This window comes from Pseudoalteromonas sp. BSi20439 (assembly GCF_000241165.1).
GTDB lineage: Bacteria > Pseudomonadota > Gammaproteobacteria > Enterobacterales > Alteromonadaceae > Pseudoalteromonas.
In genome coordinates this window covers 1-21518 of the sequence record NZ_BADW01000077.1, presented here as the reverse complement: position 1 = coordinate 21518, position 21518 = coordinate 1, and the positions used below count along the sequence as shown (strand labels likewise).

General features: G+C 39.9%; 17 protein-coding genes, 1 tRNA gene and 1 pseudogene. 9 read left to right on the top strand and 10 right to left on the bottom strand.

The features are described 5' to 3' along the window. Positions 1-2: 2 nt before the first annotated feature. Complete coding sequence (gene gyrA / locus P20439_RS07235; RefSeq protein ID WP_008465686.1) at positions 3-2702, bottom strand: DNA topoisomerase (ATP-hydrolyzing) subunit A; 2700 nt, start codon at positions 2700-2702, stop codon at positions 3-5. Positions 2703-2880: 178 nt separating this feature from the next. Here gyrA and ubiG point away from each other — a divergent pair, with 178 nt between their 5' ends. From ubiG to yfaE, 5 genes are all read left to right on the top strand, one after another. Further along, complete coding sequence (gene ubiG / locus P20439_RS07230) at positions 2881-3591, top strand: bifunctional 2-polyprenyl-6-hydroxyphenol methylase/3-demethylubiquinol 3-O-methyltransferase UbiG (protein WP_008465684.1); 711 nt, start codon at positions 2881-2883, stop codon at positions 3589-3591. Then, the gene (locus P20439_RS07225) at positions 3591-4271 is read left to right on the top strand and encodes an HAD family hydrolase (protein ID WP_008465682.1); all 681 of its coding nucleotides are present in this window, start codon (positions 3591-3593) and stop codon (positions 4269-4271) included. Before ubiG ends, P20439_RS07225 begins: the two co-directional genes overlap by 1 nt. 411 nt (positions 4272-4682) lie before the next feature. Then, positions 4683-6965, top strand: coding sequence for a class 1a ribonucleoside-diphosphate reductase subunit alpha (gene nrdA, locus P20439_RS07220; protein WP_008465678.1), 2283 nt, complete (start codon positions 4683-4685; stop codon positions 6963-6965). A gap of 73 nt (positions 6966-7038) precedes the next feature. After that, positions 7039-8169: a class Ia ribonucleoside-diphosphate reductase subunit beta gene (gene nrdB / locus P20439_RS07215; RefSeq protein ID WP_013464873.1), complete on the top strand. Its 1131-nt coding sequence runs from the start codon at positions 7039-7041 to the stop codon at positions 8167-8169. Beyond that, positions 8169-8441: a class I ribonucleotide reductase maintenance protein YfaE gene (gene yfaE / locus P20439_RS07210; RefSeq protein WP_008112475.1), complete on the top strand. Its 273-nt coding sequence runs from the start codon at positions 8169-8171 to the stop codon at positions 8439-8441. Before nrdB ends, yfaE begins: the two co-directional genes overlap by 1 nt. A 97-nt stretch (positions 8442-8538) precedes the next feature. Here the strand turns inward: yfaE and P20439_RS07205 are convergent, their stop codons facing one another. The 3 genes from P20439_RS07205 to P20439_RS07195 form a co-directional block, all read right to left on the bottom strand. Further along, the gene (locus tag P20439_RS07205; RefSeq protein WP_008465675.1) at positions 8539-9135 is read right to left on the bottom strand and encodes a DUF1287 domain-containing protein; all 597 of its coding nucleotides are present in this window, start codon (positions 9133-9135) and stop codon (positions 8539-8541) included. A 27-nt stretch (positions 9136-9162) separates the two neighbouring features. Next, positions 9163-9636, bottom strand: coding sequence for a hypothetical protein (locus P20439_RS07200; RefSeq protein WP_008465673.1), 474 nt, complete (start codon positions 9634-9636; stop codon positions 9163-9165). Between the two features lie 135 nt (positions 9637-9771). After that, positions 9772-10197, bottom strand: coding sequence for a tetratricopeptide repeat protein (locus tag P20439_RS07195; protein ID WP_008465671.1), 426 nt, complete (start codon positions 10195-10197; stop codon positions 9772-9774). 208 nt (positions 10198-10405) lie between these two features. Here P20439_RS07195 and P20439_RS07190 point away from each other — a divergent pair, with 208 nt between their 5' ends. Further along, on the top strand, positions 10406-10795 hold the full coding sequence (locus P20439_RS07190; protein ID WP_008465669.1) for a YkgJ family cysteine cluster protein: 390 nt from the start codon (positions 10406-10408) through the stop codon (positions 10793-10795). Positions 10796-10946: 151 nt separating this feature from the next. Next, positions 10947-13332 (top strand): annotated as a pseudogene (locus P20439_RS19090) (TonB-dependent receptor). A gap of 78 nt (positions 13333-13410) precedes the next feature. On the opposite strand, the gene P20439_RS07180 reads toward P20439_RS19090, so the two are convergent. From P20439_RS07180 to P20439_RS07155, 6 genes are all read right to left on the bottom strand, one after another. Then, positions 13411-14028, bottom strand: a complete 618-nt coding sequence (locus P20439_RS07180; protein WP_008465664.1) for an FKBP-type peptidyl-prolyl cis-trans isomerase — start codon at positions 14026-14028, stop codon at positions 13411-13413. A gap of 69 nt (positions 14029-14097) precedes the next feature. Then, positions 14098-14421, bottom strand: a complete 324-nt coding sequence (locus tag P20439_RS07175) for a hypothetical protein (RefSeq protein WP_008465663.1) — start codon at positions 14419-14421, stop codon at positions 14098-14100. A gap of 114 nt (positions 14422-14535) precedes the next feature. Continuing rightward, positions 14536-14626 (bottom strand) — tRNA-Ser (locus tag P20439_RS07170). Between the two features lie 98 nt (positions 14627-14724). Then, complete coding sequence (locus tag P20439_RS07165) at positions 14725-15102, bottom strand: hypothetical protein (protein WP_024601029.1); 378 nt, start codon at positions 15100-15102, stop codon at positions 14725-14727. Positions 15103-15274: 172 nt separating this feature from the next. Beyond that, on the bottom strand, positions 15275-15853 hold the full coding sequence (locus tag P20439_RS07160) for an NAD(P)H nitroreductase (RefSeq protein WP_008465661.1): 579 nt from the start codon (positions 15851-15853) through the stop codon (positions 15275-15277). Between the two features lie 395 nt (positions 15854-16248). Beyond that, positions 16249-18210: an FAD-dependent oxidoreductase gene (locus tag P20439_RS07155; protein ID WP_008112459.1), complete on the bottom strand. Its 1962-nt coding sequence runs from the start codon at positions 18208-18210 to the stop codon at positions 16249-16251. 322 nt (positions 18211-18532) lie between these two features. On the opposite strand from P20439_RS07155, the gene sppA reads away from it, so the two are divergent. Together sppA and ansA are read left to right on the top strand one after the other, a co-directional pair. After that, complete coding sequence (gene sppA / locus P20439_RS07150) at positions 18533-20398, top strand: signal peptide peptidase SppA (RefSeq protein WP_008112457.1); 1866 nt, start codon at positions 18533-18535, stop codon at positions 20396-20398. Positions 20399-20466: 68 nt separating this feature from the next. Next, positions 20467-21477, top strand: coding sequence for an asparaginase (gene ansA, locus P20439_RS07145; protein WP_008112456.1), 1011 nt, complete (start codon positions 20467-20469; stop codon positions 21475-21477). Positions 21478-21518 lie beyond the last annotated feature (41 nt).

The following is a 21518-nucleotide window of genomic DNA, read 5'->3' as shown; positions in this document are numbered from 1 at the left end:
AATTATTCTGAAGGAGGATTGTCATCCGCCACTTCATCAATAACTGTATCTACTGTTTCAACGTCTTCGATATCAACCAAGTCACTTTCAGTCACTTCAATCTCTTCTATACGTTGTAAACCAACTACTTGCTCTTCGTCAATAGTTCTGATCAAAATAACACCTTGGGTGTTACGTCCAACCGTGGAAACTTCATTAACGCGAGTACGTACTAAGGTACCACGATTCGAAATAATCATTATTTCGTCGTTGTCATCAACCTGTACAGCACCAACAACGGCACCATTACGCTCACTCACCTTAATTGATACAACACCTTGTGTTGCACGACTCTTAGATGGGTAGTCTTCAAGTTGAGTACGCTTACCGTAACCATTTTCTGTCACTGTTAATATTGCACCGTCATTCTTTGGTACAATCAGTGATACAACACGTTGATCGTCTGGCATCTTAATACCACGAACACCCGTTGCAGTACGACCCATAGGACGTACACCTTTGAAGCGAATCTCAGGCTTACCTTCTTCATCAAGAACAGGGTTACCATTTTCATCAACGACAGCTGTTTCTTCAGCCTCTTTAAAGCGTACAACTTTACCCGCATCAGTGAACAACATAATTTCGTTGCTACCATCGGTAATATCAACACCAATTAAGCTATCACCTTCGTTTAAGTTAACGGCAATAATACCGCTAGCACGTTGACGGCTGTATGCAGTCAATGGTGTTTTCTTAACCGTACCAAATGCTGTCGCCATAAAGATGTACTTATCATCTTCATAATCGCGTACTGGCAGGATTGCAGTAATACGTTCATCTGCTTCAAGTGGTAATAAGTTAACAATTGGCTTACCGCGCGCTGCGCGACTTGCAAGTGGTAACTGATACACTTTAAGCCAATATAATCGACCCGCTGTAGAGAAACAAAGAATAGTATCGTGCGTATTGGCAACCAATAAACGTTCAATGAAATCTTCATCTTTCATCTTAGTTGCTGATTTACCTTTACCACCACGACGCTGCGCTTCGTAATCAGTTAATGCTTGATACTTAACGTATCCTTCGTGTGACAAGGTCACAACCACGTTTTCTTCGTTGATTAAATCTTCAAGGCTTATATCGTGTGCTGCAGCATTTATTTCAGTGCGGCGCTCATCACCATATTGCTCTTTAATTTCAACGAGCTCATCACGAATAACTTCCATTAAACGCTCTGGATTTGCCAAAATGAATAATAACTCGGCAATCAACTCAAGTAATGATTGATATTCGGTAAGAATTTTTTCGTGTTCAAGACCAGTAAGTTTATGTAAACGTAAGTCTAATATTGCTTGAGCTTGTTGCTCAGAAATATAGTACTGACCATCACGAATACCAAGCTCGCTTGCTAACCAATCTGGGCGTGCCACGTTGTCTTCGCCTGCTTTATCAAGCATGGCTTTAACATTACCTAATTCCCATGGACGCGCTGTTAATGCAACTTTTGCTTCAGCAGGTGTTGGCGACTTACGAATAAGTTCGATAATTGGGTCAATGTTAGCCAGTGCAATCGCTAAACCTTCTAGCGTATGCGCACGGTCGCGGGCTTTGCGTAAATCAAATACCGTACGACGGGTAACAACTTCACGGCGGTGAATAATAAACTCTTCAAGCATTTCTTTTAAGTTGAAACACTTAGGTTGGTTATTAATTAACGCAACCATATTCATACCAAACACAGTTTGTAACTGAGTTTGTGAATAAAGGTTGTTTAAAATAACTTCACCTACGTCACCACGTTTGATCTCGATAACGATACGCATACCGTCTTTATCTGATTCATCACGTAATGCGCTGATCCCTTCAATTTTTTTATCTTTAACTAACTCGGCGATTTTTTCAATCAAACGTGCTTTGTTAACTTGGTAAGGGATTTCATGAACAATAATGGTTTCGCGACCCGTCTTTTCATCGGTTTCGATGTCAGCACGCGCACGCATGTACACTTTACCACGACCGGTTTGATAAGCTTGTTCAATGCCTTTTTTACCGTTAATAATCGCCGCAGTTGGGAAATCAGGCCCAGGAATGTAATCCATTAACTCCGTAATGGTCAATTCAGGGTTTTGAATAAGCGCTAAACAGCCATTCACGACTTCTGTTAAGTTATGTGGCGGAATATTTGTTGCCATACCAACCGCAATACCCGATGAACCATTAACTAACAGGTTAGGTATTTTAGTGGGTAACACATCAGGAATTTGCTCTGTGCCATCGTAGTTAGGCACAAAATCAACCGTTTCTTTTTCAAGATCGGCTAATAATTCGTGCGACATTTTTGCCATACGTACTTCTGTATAACGCATTGCCGCTGCTGAATCACCATCAACCGAACCAAAGTTACCCTGACCATCTACTAGCATGTAACGCAGTGAGAATGGCTGAGCCATACGTACGATGGTGTCATAAACTGCACTGTCGCCGTGTGGGTGGTATTTACCGATTACGTCACCGACCACACGGGCCGATTTTTTGTAAGGCTTGTTCCAGTCATTACTAAGCTCGTTCATTGCAAACAAAACGCGGCGGTGAACAGGTTTTAAACCGTCACGTACGTCTGGTAATGCACGTCCTACAATTACACTCATGGCGTAATCTAAGTAGGAGTTTTTTAACTCGTCTTCAATATTGACTGGCAGAATTTCATTGGCGAGATCAGTCATTTGATATCACATTCCTTCAGTATCAGCTCTTAACAACCCAGTATTAGGTATTAAGAGTGTTTGTTATTATTTCTAAGTAACCATGCTATCACAATTAATTTTAATTTACAGGCGCAAAACTTTGCGATTTATCAATTTAGGCCTATATAATGGCCTCAGATTGACGAGGAAGTATTTTATGACCGAACATCAAAATGTAGATAACGCAGAAATAGCAAAGTTTGAAGCCATCGCAGAGCGTTGGTGGGATTTAGAAGGCGAATTTAAGCCGCTTCACGAAATTAATCCATTACGATTAGATTTCATCGCAGACAAAACCAAAGGATTATTTAATAAAGAAACCCTCGATGTAGGATGTGGTGGTGGCATTTTAAGTCACAGCATGGCGCGAATGGGCGCAAACGTAACTGGTATCGATATGGGGCAAGAGCCTTTAACTGTCGCCAAGTTACACAGCTTAGAAACAAGTGTCCCCGTTGAGTATATAAAAGTACCTGCAGAGCAGTTTGCAGATGAGCACCCTGAGCGCTTTGATGTGATCACTTGTATGGAAATGTTAGAGCACGTCCCCGACCCTGCTTCTATTATTCATGCGGTCGCTAAATTAGCAAAACCTGGGGCCGATGTTTTTTTCTCTACTCTTAATAAAACCCCAAAAGCTTACTTATACGCTATTGTCGGTGCAGAAAAACTGTTAAAAATGGTCCCAGAGGGTACCCATGACCATAAAAAGTTTATTAAACCTGCGCAATTAATTGCATGGGCAGAGCAAGCTGGCTTAAAAGTACGTGCCAGTGCTGGTTTAAGTTACAACCCGCTTTCTAAGCAATACACAATGAATGATGATGTAAGCGTAAATTATATGCTGCATTTTGAGAAGTTAGTGTAATGGCAAGCTCTCAAACCCCCATTGCCCTAATGGAATATCAAGCATTGCTGTTTGACTTAGATGGCACTTTACTCGATACCGCTGATGATTTAGGCGCCGCACTAAACACCGTGCTGCAAAATCATCAACAACCCCAAGTGGGCAGTGATATATATCGACCCGCAGCTTCAAACGGTGCTGCCGCTTTATTGGCTGCTGGTTTTAAAGAAAGCTGGGCGCAACAACCGCAAGAGCAACTTTTACATGAGCTAGTTACGCAATACGCTGCCAACATTGCCACCCATACCCAATGTTTTGTAGGAATAGAGCAATTACTAATCGCACTTGATAACAAAGCAATCCCTTGGGGAATTATGACCAATAAGCCCGGATTTTTAACTGATCCTTTAGTCAAGGCGATTCCTGCATTAAAAAATGCACGTATTGTGGTGAGCGGTGATACCTTAGCTGAATCTAAGCCCTCACCCCTTCCTTTACTGTATTGCGCTGAGCAAATGAGTGTAGATCCTTCGCGTTGCTTATATATAGGTGATGCGCAGCGTGACATTCAAGCAGGTAAAGCAGCCAATATGCACACCGCAACCGCACTATGGGGATATGTACCGAGTGTTGACGAGGCATTGGCTTGGAATGCGGATTTTAATTGGCACAGTCCTATAGATGCATTTAACCACATATAGTGTCATGTTAATTAATAAACACTACATATTGTGATTGTGTTAGTTTTTACGCAAAGCTTGATGATAAAAAAAGCAGACAAAATTTATTTTTAAAAAGCGTAAATTTAATCTTTCCTTAGTTGATTTTTACAAATTTCAACTTAACCGAATGATCAAAGGTTAATGCCTACTAACACAATTGCGTTATCCCAACGTTATCCACAATGAGAGCGGTTTCTGTCCCTTGCAAAAGATCCCAGACCACACTATCTTGTGATCTCTAATTTGAACAACACCAGATATTGTGGCTAAATGTTATTCAATTAAATTCACCAAACCGGTGAAAATAACAATAAACGAATAGGCACTGCGCTTTTTTAGGTGCACGCATTGGTCAAAAATATTTAATTCCCAAGGAATACAGGCAAAGCTATGAACCAACAGTTATCTGTAAGCAAACGTGACGGTCGTAAAGAGCCACTCGATCTTGATAAGATCCATCGCGTTATTGAATGGGCCGCCGAAGGTTTAAATAACGTTTCGGTTTCACAAGTTGAACTTAAATCGCATATTCAATTTTATGACGGTATTCGTACTAAAGACATCCACGAAACGATTATTAAAGCTGCTGCGGATCAGATTTCTAAAGAATCGCCTGATTATCAGTACCTTGCTGCTCGTTTAGCTGTATTCCATTTACGTAAAAAAGCCTATGGCCAGTTTGAGCCACCGCGTCTTTTTGACCATGTTACTAACATGGTTGAACAAAAACGCTACGATGCACATTTACTTGTTGATTACACAGAGCAAGAATTAGATGAGCTAGATGCGTACTTAGATCATTCTCGCGATCTTAACTTTAGCTACGCAGCAGTAAAACAGCTTGAAGGTAAATACCTAGTTCAAAACCGTGTAACGGGTGAAATTTACGAAAGCGCGCAGTTTTTATATATCTTAGTGGCTGCAAGCTTATTCTCTGATTACCCTCGTGATACACGTATTGATTACATCAAACGTTTTTATGATGCGGTTTCATTATTTAAAATTTCTTTACCTACGCCAATTATGTCGGGCGTACGTACACCAACACGCCAGTTTAGCTCATGTGTACTTATTGAGTGTGGCGATAGCCTAGACTCAATTAATGCTACATCATCAGCAATTGTTAAATACGTTTCTCAACGTGCTGGTATTGGTATTAATGCAGGTCGTATTCGTGCATTAGGTAGCCCTATTCGTAACGGTGAAGCGTATCACACTGGCTGTATTCCGTTTTATAAGCACTTTCAAACAGCGGTTAAAAGCTGTTCGCAAGGCGGTGTACGTGGTGGCGCAGCAACCCTTTTCTACCCGCTTTGGCATTTAGAAGTTGAAAACTTATTAGTGCTTAAAAACAACCGTGGCGTTGATGATAACCGCGTACGTCACTTAGATTACGGCGTACAGTTTAATAAACTCATGTACTCACGTTTAATTAAAGACGATTACATTACGTTATTCAGCCCCTCTGACGTGCCTGGCCTTTACGATGCATTTTTTGAAGACCAAGACGAGTTTGACGCGCTATATGTAAAATATGAGCAAGACGAGTCAATTCGTAAAAAACGAATTAAAGCGATTGAACTGTTCTCTATGTTTGCTCAAGAACGTGCTAGCACGGGTCGTATTTACTTACAAAACGTTGACCACTGTAATACACACAGTCCGTTTATCTCAAAAGTGGCTCCGATCCGTCAATCTAACTTATGTTTAGAAATTGCGTTACCAACTAAGCCTCTTAGCAACGTGAATGATGAAGAAGGTGAAATTGCACTTTGTACATTATCTGCGTTTAACTTAGGCGCGATTGAGTCTTTAGATGAACTAGAAGAGTTAGCTGAGCTTGCAGTACGCGCACTTGATAACCTACTTGATTTCCAAGACTACCCAGTACCTGCAGCTAAAAATGCAACCATGGGACGTCGTACGCTAGGCATAGGCGTTATTAACTACGCATACTACCTAGCTAAAAACGGTAAGCGTTATTCAGATGGCAGCGCAAATGCGCTTACGCACAGAACATTTGAAGCAATTCAGTACTACCTAATGAAGGCATCTAACGAACTTGCTAAAGAGCGTGGTGCCTGTCCAAAATTTAACGAAACAACGTACTCACAAGGTATTATGCCAACCGATACGTACAAGCGTGATTTAGATAAAATTTGTGATGAACCACTTCATCTTGATTGGGATACGTTACGTGCCAGCATTAAAGAGCACGGTATGCGTAACTCAACACTGAGCGCATTAATGCCATCAGAAACATCATCGCAAATATCTAATGCAACCAATGGCATTGAGCCACCGCGTGGCCATATTAGTGTTAAAGCAAGTAAAGACGGTATTTTAAAACAAGTTGTCCCTGAGTACGAACGCCTTAAAGATAGCTATGAGTTACTGTGGGATATCCCATCTAACGATGGTTACTTACAATTAGTGGGCATAATGCAGAAATTTATCGACCAAACGATTTCAGCAAATACTAATTATGATCCAAATAAATACGAAGGCGGTAGAGTACCTATGAAAGTCTTACTAAAAGACTTACTTGGTGCCTACAAGCTAGGTGTTAAAACGCTGTACTACCATAACACCCGTGATGGCGCATCAGACGCACAAGAAGACGCTCCAGAAGTGGATGATGATGATTGTGCAGGCGGCGCGTGTAAAATTTAATAGTTAAACTTAAAGCGGGCGCCTTGCCCGCTTTGTCCTGATAGTTTTAGTGATAGTTTTTTGAGTGATAAACATGTCTTATACTACTTTTAGCAGAAATCATAATAACCAAATGCAAGAGCCAATGTTTTTTGGTCAAACCGTTAACGTGTCACGTTACGATCAACAAAAATACCCTATTTTTGAAAAGCTGATTGAAAAACAATTGTCTTTCTTTTGGCGTCCTGAAGAAGTAGACGTAAGTAAAGATCGTTTAGACTTTCAAGCACTTCCTGACCACGAAAAGCATATCTTTTTAAGTAACTTAAAATACCAAACTTTGCTTGATAGTGTTCAAGGCCGTTCGCCTAACGTTGCACTATTGCCAATTGTGTCAATTCCTGAGCTTGAAACATGGATTGAAACATGGGCGTTTAGTGAAACCATTCACAGCCGTTCATACACACATATTATTCGTAATGTAACTCAAGCCCCTGAACTCATTTTTGACGACATTGTTAGCAATGACAAAATTAGTGAACGTGCCGATGCCGTAACCACTTATTACGACGATTTAATTAACTCGGTGTCGCTTTACAACCTGTACGGTGAAGGCAAACATGACATTAATGGTGAAACCGTTGTGGTTAATTTATTTGAGCTGAAAAAGAAATTGTATCTGGCGATGATGTCAGTGAACATTCTTGAAGCTATTCGCTTTTATGTCAGCTTTGCGTGTTCATTTGCGTTTGCCGAGCGTGAGCTAATGGAAGGCAATGCTAAAATTATTAAGCTTATTGCCCGTGATGAAGCGCTTCACCTTTCAGGCACTCAGCATATTTTAAATATTATGCAAGATGGCAAAGACGACCCTGAAATGGCAATTGTTGCTGCACAGTGCCGTGAAGAAGCAATCAAGATGTTTGTTGACGCTGCAGAGCAAGAAAAAGAATGGGCAGAGTACCTGTTTAAAGATGGTTCAATGATTGGCTTAAATAAGCATATTTTATGTCAGTATGTTGAATACATTACCAATGCACGCATGACTGCTATTGGTTTACCAGCACAGTTTGATAATAACAGTAATCCGATTCCATGGATCAACTCATGGCTTGTTTCTGATAACGTGCAAGTTGCTCCACAAGAAGCGGAAATTAGCTCATACCTTGTAGGTCAAATTGATTCACAGGTTGATGCTGCTGAATTTGGTGACTTTGATTTATAATGACTGATAGAACCACTGCAAGTGTCACGCTTGCAGATAACAGCCAGTGCTTAGATTTTACCGCTGGCTGCCCTTCTCTTTTACACTGCTTAGAATCGAATAAAATTGATGTTGCTTACCAGTGCCGTGAGGGATATTGTGGTGCGTGTCGTGCAACACTTGTCTCTGGTGAAGTTAATTACAATGAAGAGCCGCTGGCCTTTGTGCGTGATGGTGAAATACTGTTGTGTTGCTGCAAGCCCAATGGTGATATCAGTATTAATTTAAAGTAACTAGCAAACCACACAGTATAATGCCAAACAGCTCGCTTTATTCACTTACCTTTTTCTGCAATTATTACTCAAGTAATCGCGATTATAGCCGTGTTATTTACTCTGAATAAGCAGCAGGTACAAATCGGTAATGACCCGTAATTGTATAAGCAAAAAGCATATCGCTCATTTCAGGTCCGCGACCAATATTGTGCACAATAAGCGGGTGACCACTGTCCTGCGCAATTTGATTAACGACCATACCTATGTGCGGTAAATTGCCTGGCAGCATCCAAGTGACTATGTCACCGGTTTTATAATCTGCTGCATTAAGCGATTTAGTTAACACTTGAGCATGGCGCTCAAAGTAAACCTGTAAGTTAGGTACACGTCGATGATCAATGTTTTTATCTGGCTTGGTTAATCCCCAAATACGCTTAGAAGGATATGCGCGAAAATTGGCCTGCATGTCTTCATGTACTAACTTTTGTAAATCAATACCAAGCTGTCGATACGACCTAATTATAACATCAGTACACACACCAATATTATCGGGCACATCGCCACCAGGGTATTCAAGCCTATGATAGGCGCCATCGTAAGTTACTTGTTGCGTTGTTCTGTGGATCAATGCATTGACGATATCGTCATCAAAAGAGCTCGCCTGCACATCAAGGGCAGATAAAGCTAGTAAATAGAGCACAAAGCGCGACATATAAATTCCTTTTATAATATTTATTAACTAAAGCTGTTGAGTAATATAGTCAGGAATATTAAATTTATTTCCATTGCTGGTAAAGTGTGCATCAAGTTTATAGGCCATTTTTTCAAGCGGAGCATCATTGTAACCACAGGTTTGGATTTCATTGATGTAGCGCATAATAAAAGCGTGAGCACCGAGCTCGCGCCATTGAACTACATGAGCCAGCTCATGAAAATGCACTCTTAAATTACGCGCAACATGAGGTAATATGTAATAAGTGTTTTTATAGGTGATCCCTGCTACATCCATGTCAATAAAATCGCTTAAACCAATTTCACGTAAACCAGCAAAGTCAGGCTTGGGAATGTGTTCAACAACCACATAAAATGCAGTTTTCAAAAATTCATGCGGGTAAAAGCCAGCAAATTCGCTAGCAAATGTATCACAGCATATTCTTTGATGAACATACTCGCTATTCGTTTTATCAATCCATTGTTCTATTTGCGCTAGCATTTTTTCTCCAAAAAATTTGCTTAGTGACTTAACTTAAGCATAAACATTTAATGACGCAGAATTTGCTTTTATCAATAAAAAAGCGCCAATGGTATTATTACTGACGCTTATTATTAATAATGGCTATAAAGTTGCCTAGCCTTCTTCTTCAACCAATGATTCTAATAACTCATGGATCTCTGATTTTAATTCTTTGTCTTCAATTTTATTCGCACTGATTTTAGCATCTTGCAGATTTTTAATTGCCGCTTCTTTATCACCCAGCTCAAGCTGTAAAGTAGCCATAGAAAAGGCAACAGACGACATATGATCTTTGTTATTAATTTCTATCGACTTCTGTAACGCTTTTTCGTAAGTCTCGATAGCTTCTTCTAGCTCTACGGTGAAATCAGCCAATGTTTCCCACTGAACAGGGTGATCTTTCGCTGTATTTTCGTTTTCAATACAAATAGCTTTTAGCTCAGCATATAAAGATTCAAACTGTTTAGTATCATTTTTATTAGCCGCTGCCATCAGCTTTTCCGCCAAATCGTGAACCGCTTTGTATACTTTAGTATTCATAATTAATTGCTACCTTATTAACGCGCCTTTTTTGATTTATTAAAGGCATCGTATTGGAAATATATTCCCTAATAGTACATTATTATTAAGCGCTGCGTTGTTACAAAAGTATTATAAGCGATAAAAACAGAGGTTTAATTTAAAAAACTGGATATTACAGTGCTACACTTAACGCTTAATTTAAGTCGCAATAGTAAATACCTACCCTATGCAAAATTGCAATCAATGCGGTAAATGCTGCACTAAATATGGTGCGGCAGATTTAGATACAAATCAGGATGAAATTGAAATGTGGGCGTTATTCAACCCAGAAATATTTCAATATGTTAAAAACGATCAGTTATGGTTTGATCCCAAAACAGGCGAGCAATTAACGCAATGCCCATTTTTAGTACTTAGCAGTAAAAAATATCCACAAGAAAAAGATAAATATACATGCAGTATTTACCATGACCGTCCTCAAGATTGCCGACACTACCCAAGCTTAATTTCAGAAATGATAAACGATGACTGTGAAATGCTTGAACCAATCGATAAACAAAATCCTTTCAAAGCACAAAAAAAGTTAGACATACTGATGATAGACAGCCGCTCCTAAATTTAACTGTAATAATACCGTGCTAAATTAAATTTATCGCTCTCTTGTGTTATTCAACGCAAAATTAAAAGTTATAGTATAACATTGTTGATGATGCCATTTTGTAGTGTTATATTATATCACAACATAACAACCACGATTCGAAGTAATTATGACAAAGTTAACACTCATATCCTCAGCGCTACTGTCTGTTTTGTGTTCTAACTCTGCCCTAGCAGCAACGATTAACGGCACAGTAACAGATTCAAAAAAACAACCTATTGCTAATGCAACTATTCATGTTCACGGAAAATCACAAAGCGTGAAAAGCAATGAACAAGGTCAATTTAGTATCGACATAGATGCTAAAAGCCAATTACACATTAGTAAAGATAACTACATCGATTCACGTATATCGCTTGAGAATGTAGACGATACAATTACTGTTACATTAAAGCCGTCTTCGGTTGAAACTGTCGTTGTGTATGCCTCAGCCCTGCATAAAAATAGTTTAGAAATGATTTCACCTGTGAGCGTACTATCAGGGGATGAACTAAAAAATAAAGCGAAACCGACCCTAGGTGAAACACTTAAAGGAATACCAGGAGTAAACGCGAGTTATTTCGGCCCTGTCTCTTCAAGTCCGATTATTCGTGGCCTAGGTGGTCCTCGTGTTAAAATTACTCAAAACGGTTTAGATAGCAGTGATGCATCACGTATTGGTCCAGATCACGCAACATCAAGTGATAGCTTAGCCGCTGAACAAATTGAAGTACTACGAGGCCCAAGCACCCTACTATATGGCTCTGGTGCGATTGGCGGTGTAGTAAATGTGGTTGATAACCGTATTCCAACCAATAATATTGACGCACTCTCGGGAGCGGCACAATACACACACGATACCGTTTCAAATGCGAACACTTATGCGGCAAAATTAGAAACAGGCAGCAATAATTTTAATTTTCATTTTGATGGCACCAAACGCAGTGGTGATGACTATCAAACGCCTCGCTTTAACCTACCGGATGAACATGAAGAAGGTGAAGTACACATTGAGGGCGATGAAGAAACAGCCACTTCAGTTGAAAATACCTTTATCGACAGTGAAACAGTAAACTTTGGTACCAGCTATGTCGGTGAGCATTTAACTGTTGGCTTTTCATACGGCAATATTGAAACAGATTATGGCATTCCTGGGCATTCACATGATCACGGTCACGCCCATGAAGAAGAAGGCGATCATGAAGCGCACGCAGATGAAGAACACGCAGAAACTCCCGTTTATGCTCATTTAGAGCAAGATCGTTGGCAAGGACTGGTAAGTTATGCATTTCATGATAACTGGATTGAATCGATTAATCTTCGTCTTGGCTATACCGACTATACGCACAGTGAAATTGAAGATGGCGCGATTGGCACCACGTTTAGTAACGAAACCACAGAAGCACGTTTAAATGTAGAGCATCAGTTAGGCCAATGGCATGATTGGCTATCACTATAGTGAATCTGATTACGATGCAATTGGCGAAGAAGCGTTTACGCCTGCAAGTGTCACTACCACTCATGCGTTATATCTACTTGAAGAACGCACATTTGGCGATGTCACCGTAGAGCTTGGCGCCCGCCTAGAAGATTATGATATCAAAAGTGATGTAGATACACATCAGCACAGCCATGATGAACAACCTGTATCAGCAGATGAGACTATTAACTACACCCAAAGCTTTACTAATGTAAGTGCCTCAGCCGGTGCGATTTGGGAGTATATGCCAAGTCACAACCTAGCCGTTAGCTTATCACATTCAGAGCGTGCGCCACTTTCAGCTGAATTACTCTCTAATGGTTTGCATTTTGCCACAGGTACTTATGAGCTTGGCTTGGGCTATCATATTGAAGGGGCAGAAGCGCATTTTGAACCTGAAGAAATTAAACAAGAGACCTCAACCAATCTTGATATTAGTTTACGTCGTTTTAGCGGTGACTTTGGCTACACCGTCAACTTTTTCTATAACGATATTAAAAACTTTTATTATCAACAAAACACCGGATTAGTGTTTGATGAAATGGATGGTTTTGAACCTGCTGCAAATGGACACAGCGATGCAATTGATGTTTATCAATTTACCAGTAAAGATGCGCAGCTTTATGGTTTTGAATTTGATGCACATTATCAAATAAACCCCAGCGCCATGGTAAAAGTATTTGGTGACTCTACTCGCGCCAAACTAAAAGATAATGAAGGTAATTTACCACGTATCCCTGCCAATAAATTGGGCTCAGAACTACAATATACCCTAGGTAATGCGCAATTTACCTTAACAGGAACCCATTACTTTGAGCAAAATGATATTAGTGCTTACGAAACGGCAACGGATGGCTATACATTAATTGATTTACAAGCTAATTATCAGCTTGATTTAGGTGCCGTTGATACGCAGCTATACCTAAGTGTTGATAATATAACTGATGAGCTTGGTTTCGTGCATAGTTCATTTATTAAAGATACGGCACCTCTTCCTGGGCGTAACTTCCAATTAGGCGTTAGAGGCTACTTTTAAAACGCGCTCATTTTTAATCAGACAATAAAAAACCGCATTCGTAATAATGAATGCGGTTTTTTTACAACTAAATTCTAATTAAAGAATTGCGTGTAACTCAACGTCAAATACTAGAGTTGAGTAAGGTGCGATTGCAGCACCGGCACCACGTTCACCATAAGCAAGCTCATGAGGAACATATAAACGCCATTTAGTACCTACTTGCATCATTTGTAATGCTTCAGTCCAACCTTTGATCACGCCACCTACTGGGAATTCAGCAGGTTGACCGCGCTCGTATGAGCTATCAAAAACAGTACCGTTTACTAAAGTACCGTGGTAATCAACACGTACTGTAGACTCTGCAGTTGGCTTTTCACCTTCACCTGTTGCAAGTACTTCGTACTGAAGACCTGACTCAGTAACTGTAATTTCAGGACGTTTTGCGTTTTCTTCTAAAAATGCAATACCTTCAGCAGCCAATACTTTAGCTTCTTCTTCACGACGAGCTTGGATCTCTTCGTTAATTTTCTCAAATGCAGCTTGGATCTCAGGGATCTCTACTTGAAAAGCACTGCCTGCATACGCATCTTTCATGCCTTCAAATACTGAATTTAAGTTTAAACCTTCAAAAGGGTTAGCCTTAAGTTGCTCACCCATTTGTAAGCCAATACCGTAACTTGCTTTTTCAGCATCTGTAGTAAAATTATCTGACATAATGTGTTATTCACGTTTTGTTAGTTAAAAGACCCGTATATGCTATCACAAAATAAAAGCCGTTTGGGGCTAGTTTTTATTGAGTTTTTCTTTAATTAAACCAATAGCAAAGGTACATACAGGTAAACTGAGCAAAATTCCAACAAGTAAGCTCATCGACAATAATCCAGCCACACCGACCAGTAAAAGAGGCACAGCCACCAAACCGATAATGCCAATGTAAAATGCACCCCACACTGGCCAAAAATGATCGTATTTTGTGATTAAATGCCCGGATAAAAGATTAAATCCGATGCCATATAAGAAAGTCATCATCAGCGCATTATTTGGGTATGCATCAATGGCCATTTTTTGTAATAACGATATGGCACTTTGGTAACAATAACCAAACACAGTCCATAGCAGGATGTGCTTGAGTAAACGTTTAGAAAAGGATAACTCCGGGGACTGTGACATAATAAAGCTCCAGATAGCAAAAAACCGCCAATAAGGCGGTTTTTTAAATAATGGTGGAGAGATAGGGATTTGAACCCTAGAGGGGCTATAAACCCCTGCCGGTTTTCAAGACCGGTGCATTCGACCACTCTGCCATCTCTCCGTACGGCGCGCATAATAAGATCATACGCTTAGCTTGTAAAGCCCTATTTTACTAAAACCGGTTAAATAGTTAAATATTAATCAGGATAGTCATAAACCCTAGTAATATTGTTTAGGTCTGCGGGCAATCCAAGAACATACTAAACACACCAGTAAGCTGGCAGTTAAAAATGCAATACTTTGAAATATTAAATCGAAGCGGTTTAAATCATCACTTGGGATCACAACTAACACAAACGAAGGTAGGACGGTGAATAATAGAACATAGCAGCATATTTTAAAGGCTCTGCCAAAATCAAATCGTCGAGACTGTTGCATCCACCATGTTAGCAGTACTAGGACACCCATCGCAGTTGCAGCAATAAAGTGAGCTGCTTGTGTATTCATTGCAACATAAAATGTCGCAAGCGCGCCAACAACACCCCAGATTGACCAAGCAAACCAGTTTTCTTTTTCACGTAAAAATAAATTTCCCATCATTTTCGTCTTCTTTATCGTTATTATTGGTAAGACTTTCCATACATTAACAAAAAACAACCGATTAAAAAACAAACTGAAGAAGATTTATTGCGTATGGTGCTTCCGTGCGCTTCTCGCAGCTACAATATTAACCGCGGTAGTGTAACACGATTAACTTAATGAATTATGACTATATTGAATATAAAAAGTTCATCCTATTGCTACAAAAACTAAAAAAGTTTTCTGGTTTATGGCGCGGTGACTTTTTACACTCAACTGCTGGCGTCCCTAAGTACAAATAACCCACTATTTCATCATCATCATTTAAGTTAAGCGCGTGTTTAACACTGGGGCTTTGTGCAAAGTAACCTGTGCGCCAAATACCGCCAAGCCCTTGTGCAAATGCGGCTTGTTGCATAGCCAGCACGCCACAGCCTGCACTTTGAACTTGTTCTATTCTTGGTACTTTTGGATGTTGTTGATATTTTGCAATGGCAATAATGATCATGGGTGCTCTAAGGGGTAACTCTTTAGCACGATTAATTACTTTTTCAGCTTGCTGCTCGGCCAAAGCGCTTTGATAATAAATTTCACCTAACTTATGACGTGCATCCCCTTGAACAATAATATATTGCCAAGGCGCAATACAGCCATGATCAGGAACTCTGAGCCCAGCCTGCTGAATAATGTTTAGTTGTTCTTCATTAGGGCCTGGCTCTGTCAGTTTTGCATCTGACTGGCGGGTTAATAAAAGCTCAATAGCATCCATTATAATTACTCAAAAGACAAAACAATAGCATACCATTGAAACCCTTAGGTTAAAATATAATGGGCACCCCGCTGTTATTATTTGCTTATCAAGAAAGTACCTAGGTTAAAAAAGTACACAAATAATATCGCAACCCAAATAGCCGTGTATTTGTGCCATTACAAAGTGGCGCTCGCCTTTTGCGTGTAAATAATTAGGTCGAACTAATGAGAGGCTTTATCGATTTAATTTTGCCAGTTAAGCGTTGTAGCCAAGGCACCATTGAAAATCGCAATAGCGTATTTATTAGCTATACAAGGAATGGGGTAAGGTAAAAAACAACAATATAAGGGTCTGATTAAAAGTTAACTATCTTTAAAAAATAATCAGACCCGTGTACTTACTTAAATTGCATATTAAATACTGCGTGCAACTTGTAAAGCTTCAAATATAGCGCGCTTGGCATCAATAGCAGCAGCGAGTTTAGCGCCACCAATAACATGAACCTTGGCATTCTCTGCTTGTGCCTTAAATAGCTCGTCGTTAGACACTTGACCAATACAGGCAATAACCGTATCGACTGGCAGTACTTGCGTTTCGCCAGCAACACTAATGGTTAGGCCGTTTTTATCAAAACGATGGTATTGGCAATTGGCAATTTGTTTAACACCATGTTGTTTAGCAACTTGACGATGGATCCAACCGGTTGTTTTACCTAAGTCACCACCAAAGCGCCCTTCACTGCGTTTTAGCATATAGAGTTGACGTTCATCTTTATGCGGCTGAGGTTCACACTCTATGCCCCATTGGGTTTTAAAGTCGCTGATGCTTTGTGATTTATGTTCGCTTAAAAATGCCACCATATCAAAACCTATACCGCCTGCGCCTAATATAGCAATAGAATTACCCAGCTCTACTTCACCGCGTATAACTTCATCGTAAGCAAATACACGCTTATTATCGCTGCATTTAATCGTAGCTTCACGTGGTCTTACACCCGTGGCAAATACCACATCATCAAACTCAGCTAGCATACTGTCACTAAATGCTTTACCTAATTCAATGGTTACATTTAAACGCTTAAGTTCATTACTAAAGTAAGCCAATGTATGGTTAAAGTCTTCTTTACCTGGTATTTGCATGGCTAAATTAAACTGCCCACCCATATGCTGCTTTTGGTCAATAAGCGTTACATTGTGACCTTTTTGCGCTAAGTAACAACTTGAAGAAAGCCCAGCAGGACCCGCTCCAACCACTAATACATTTTTAGCTGTTGCGGCTTTTTCTAGAGGGTAATCAAGTTCAAAACCCGCTTGTGGGTTAACTAAGCACGTGGCACGTTTACCTTTAAATACGTGGTCTAAACAGCCCTGATTACATCCAATACAAACATTAATATGGTCAGAGCGCTTGGCTTGGTATTTATTAAAAAACTCAGGATCGGCAAGTAAAGGACGCGCCATAGAGATTAAATCAGCTTCACCCGCCGTTAAAATATCATTGGCAATTTCTGGTGTATTAATGCGGTTTACCGCAATAACAGGCACGCTAATAACATCTTTCAACCGCTTTGACGCTTCTTTAAATGCGCCTGGGGGTACCATGCTTGCAATTGTCGGTACTCGAGCTTCATGCCAACCAATGCCAGTATTAAAAATATCAACACCTGCTTTTTCAAGTGCAATAGCTTGTTGTGTTACTTCCTCAGGAGTTGAGCCATTCGGAATTAAATCGATAACAGACAGTCTAAAAATAATTAGAAATTTATCTGAAACTTTAGCTCTTACTGCTTTTACAATCTCAACAGCTAAACGCATTCTGTTTTCAAGACTGCCACCAAACTCATCGTCTCGTTTGTTTGTATGCGGTGCCATAAATTCATTAATTAAGTAACCTTCAGAGCCCATCACCTCAACGCCATCGTAACCTGCTTTTTCTGCTAAATATGCAGAGTGCGCAAAATCTTTAATGGTTTTTTTAATTGAACTTAAAGACATAGCCTTAGGTTTATAAGGGTTGATCGGTGCTTTTATAGCACTTGGGGCTTGATTGAATGGATGATAAGCATAGCGCCCAGCATGCAATAACTGCAGGCAAATTTTACCACCATGTTGATGAACAGTTTGCGTATAAGCACGGTGTTTAAAAACATCATAATAACTATTAAATGATGATGAAATAGGCGTTAACTTGCCGCGAAGATTAGGGCTATATCCCCCCGTAATGAGCATTGCTGTGCCACCTTTAGCACGTGCTTCATAAAAAGCACGTAGGCGTTTACGATTATGCCATCCCTCTTCGAGGCCGGTATGCATTGATCCCATTACTAAACGGTTGCGTAATTGTGTGTGTTTTAGTTCTAATTTTTGTTCTAACATCCTGTGCCCCAATAACTGGTCTAACCTGTGTGCATTTAGTCAATTCTGCTTTAATGACCAACAATAAGCAATATATGAGCAGATTAAACTTAATAATTTTTTAACTTAAAACCTGTTGACTGCGTTTATCTTGACCAATAGCGTGAGTTAAAAGTAGTGACTACAGCCATAATTTCAGTAATTATTTATCAAATAAACACGTGTTTAATCTCAAGTGTAATTGAATTTATAAATGTTTCGTTACGATTTAGCAGTTAAATTTATTTATATTCTACGCTAAGATGGCAATAACGTTTTAGCTGTACCAATTTAAGGAGCTATTTTGATAGCAAAGGTATTTAAAGGTATATGGACGGGGATCAACTTCTCACGTCGTTTAATACTCAACGTATTGTTTTTATTTTTGGTCGTCATTTTTATCGTATCGGTATCAAGTGACGGTGATAAAATTATTGTCGAAGAGGGCTCTGTTCTTAGACTTAACCTTAATGGCCCTATTGTCGAAGAAAAAACCTATATAGACCCTGTTGAAGCCGCTATTAATGATGCAACGGCCAGTGCTGACTCACCCAGTGAAATATTGCTCGACGATGTAGTTGAAGTAATTAATGAAGCAGCACAAGACTCGCGTATAAGCGCTATTTTGCTTGATTTACAAGAAATGCCAAAAGCACATTTAAATAAGCTCAAACAAATTACGCAGGCACTTGAAACATTTAAAGCAACTGGTAAAAAAGTGATTGCCTCAGGGTATTACTACACCCAAGCACAATATTACATTGCCGCGCATGCAGACGAAATTGCGATGCATCCTTATGGTAGCGTGCTTATTGAAGGCTACGGTATGTACCCGCTTTACTTCAAAGACGCATTAGAAAAATTAGAAGTCACTCAGCATATATTCCGTGTAGGAACCTTTAAATCGGCCGTTGAACCGTTTATCAGAAACGATATGTCAGAGGCAGCTAAAGAAGCAAACCGCGTATGGCTTGGTGCTTTATGGAACGAATATAAGCAAGACGTTAGTGCTGTGCGTCCTTTTGATGAGTCAAACTTTGATGAAACAATGGATGTTTATTTAGCTAAAATGCAAGCCGCTAATGGTGATGCCGGTAAGTATGCACTGGATAACCAATGGGTTGATTCATTAAAAACCAATCAGCAAATTCGCCAACAATTAATTGAATTGGTTGGAGAAAATGAAGATGGAAAAACATTCAAACAAGTCTCTTTTGGTGAATACTTAAGTTTAGTAAAACCGCCTATTGAGTTTGATAACCCTATGACTGAAAAAGTCGCTGTTGTAGTTGCTAAAGGCACTATTGTTGATGGTGAACGCCGTGCTGGTGAAATTGGTGGTGATTCAACTGCAGCCCTCCTTCGCAAAGCCCGACTTGATGACAAGGTTAAAGCGGTGGTTTTACGTATAGATTCAGGCGGTGGCAGCATGTTTGCCTCAGAAGTAATTCGTGCTGAAGTACTTGCACTTAAAGCTGCTGGTAAACCCGTTATTGCATCAATGAGCTCAGTAGCTGCATCAGGCGGTTATTGGATTGCATCGGCGGCCAATGAAATTTGGGCAGCGCCGAGTACAATTACCGGTTCAATTGGCGTATTTGGTACCTTTATGACATTTGAAGATACCCTCGCTAAAATAGGCGTGTATTCAGATGGCGTAGCGACCACCGAATTGGCAGGTTTTTCAATCACTCGCCCACTTAACGAGAAAATGGCTAAAGTTATTCAAATGAGTGTTGAAGAAGCGTATGGACGCTTTTTAGATGTGGTTGCGGAGGCACGTAATATGACCCCAGAGCAAGTTGATAAAATTGCCCAAGGTCGGGTATGGATTGCCTCTCAAGCTCAAGAGCTTGGTTTAGTTGATAAACTTGGTAATAAACAAGATGCGATTAAAGCAGCTGCAGAGCTTGCAAAGCTTAACTACTATGACGTTAAAACAATTAAGCAATCGCTTAGCCCACAAGAAAAAATGCTTCAAGATATTTTCGGCAGTGCCGCCGTTAAATCAGTACTTGGGCTTGAAACACAAAAAACAGCAGTATTAGCCAGCCAAGCTAATCTGCAAAGTGTTATTAAACAATTAAGCAGTGAAGTAGAAAACCTAAAAGATTATAACGATCCACAAGGTGTTTATGCCCGCTGTTTAGAGTGTACAGTTGCACAATAGTGCCTTAACAGGCTGTATTGATTAGCAGTTAGCGTTATACTAAGCCCAGTTTTTTACTGGGCTTTTTTATGAAACGTAAACGCATTTATATCGCTTACACTGGCGGTACCATAGGAATGAAAAAATCAATTCGCGGCTATATTCCTGCTGAAGGGTTTTTAACCGAAACCGTGGTTAATAACGCAGAGTTTAATCGTGAAGAAATGCCATTATTTGATATTCATGAATACTGCCCACTTATAGATTCTTCAGATATGTCACCGGCTCATTGGCAACTCATCGCCGATGATATAAAAAGTAAATACCAAGATTACGATGGCTTTGTGGTACTGCATGGTACTGACACTATGGCCTATACTGCATCAGCTCTGTCGTTTATGTTTGAAAACTTAACTAAACCTATTATTGTGACCGGCTCACAAATTCCGCTGTCTCAATTACGCTCAGATGGTCAAGTTAACCTCCTTAATGCCATGTATTTAGCGGCTAACTACCCCATTGCAGAAGTCAGCTTATTTTTTAATAATCAGTTGTTCAGAGGCAATCGTGCAACTAAAGCCCATGCAGATGGGTTTGATGCATTCGCCTCACCTAACTTAGAGCCGCTTGCGCTTTCAGGTATTAATATTCAGCTGATCAAAGGGCAATTAAGCCCGTATGTAGAAAATGAACTCCAAGTTACCCCTATTACACCGCAAGCTATTGGCGTGCTGTATTTATACCCAGGGATCAGCAAAGAAGTAGTAAAAAGCTTAGTTAATGGCAATATTAAAGCCCTCGTACTGCTAAGCTTTGGCGTAGGCAATGCGCCACAAGACCCTGAGTTTTTAGATATTCTGGATGAAGCAAGCAAACGGGGTGTTATCATTACTAATTTAACCCAATGTTTAAAAGGCCAAGTGAACATGGGCGGTTATGCCACGGGTAATGCGCTGTTAAACATAGGCGTGATCAGCGGTTACGATATGACCTTAGAAGCATGCTTAACTAAGCTGCATTACTTGTTTAGTCAAAACCTAGAAATTGAAACAATTCGCCATTTAATGCAAGATAACCTGCGTGGTGAGCTGACCCGTTAAGTAATCAGTTAAGCGAATAACAAAAAAGGACGCTATATAGC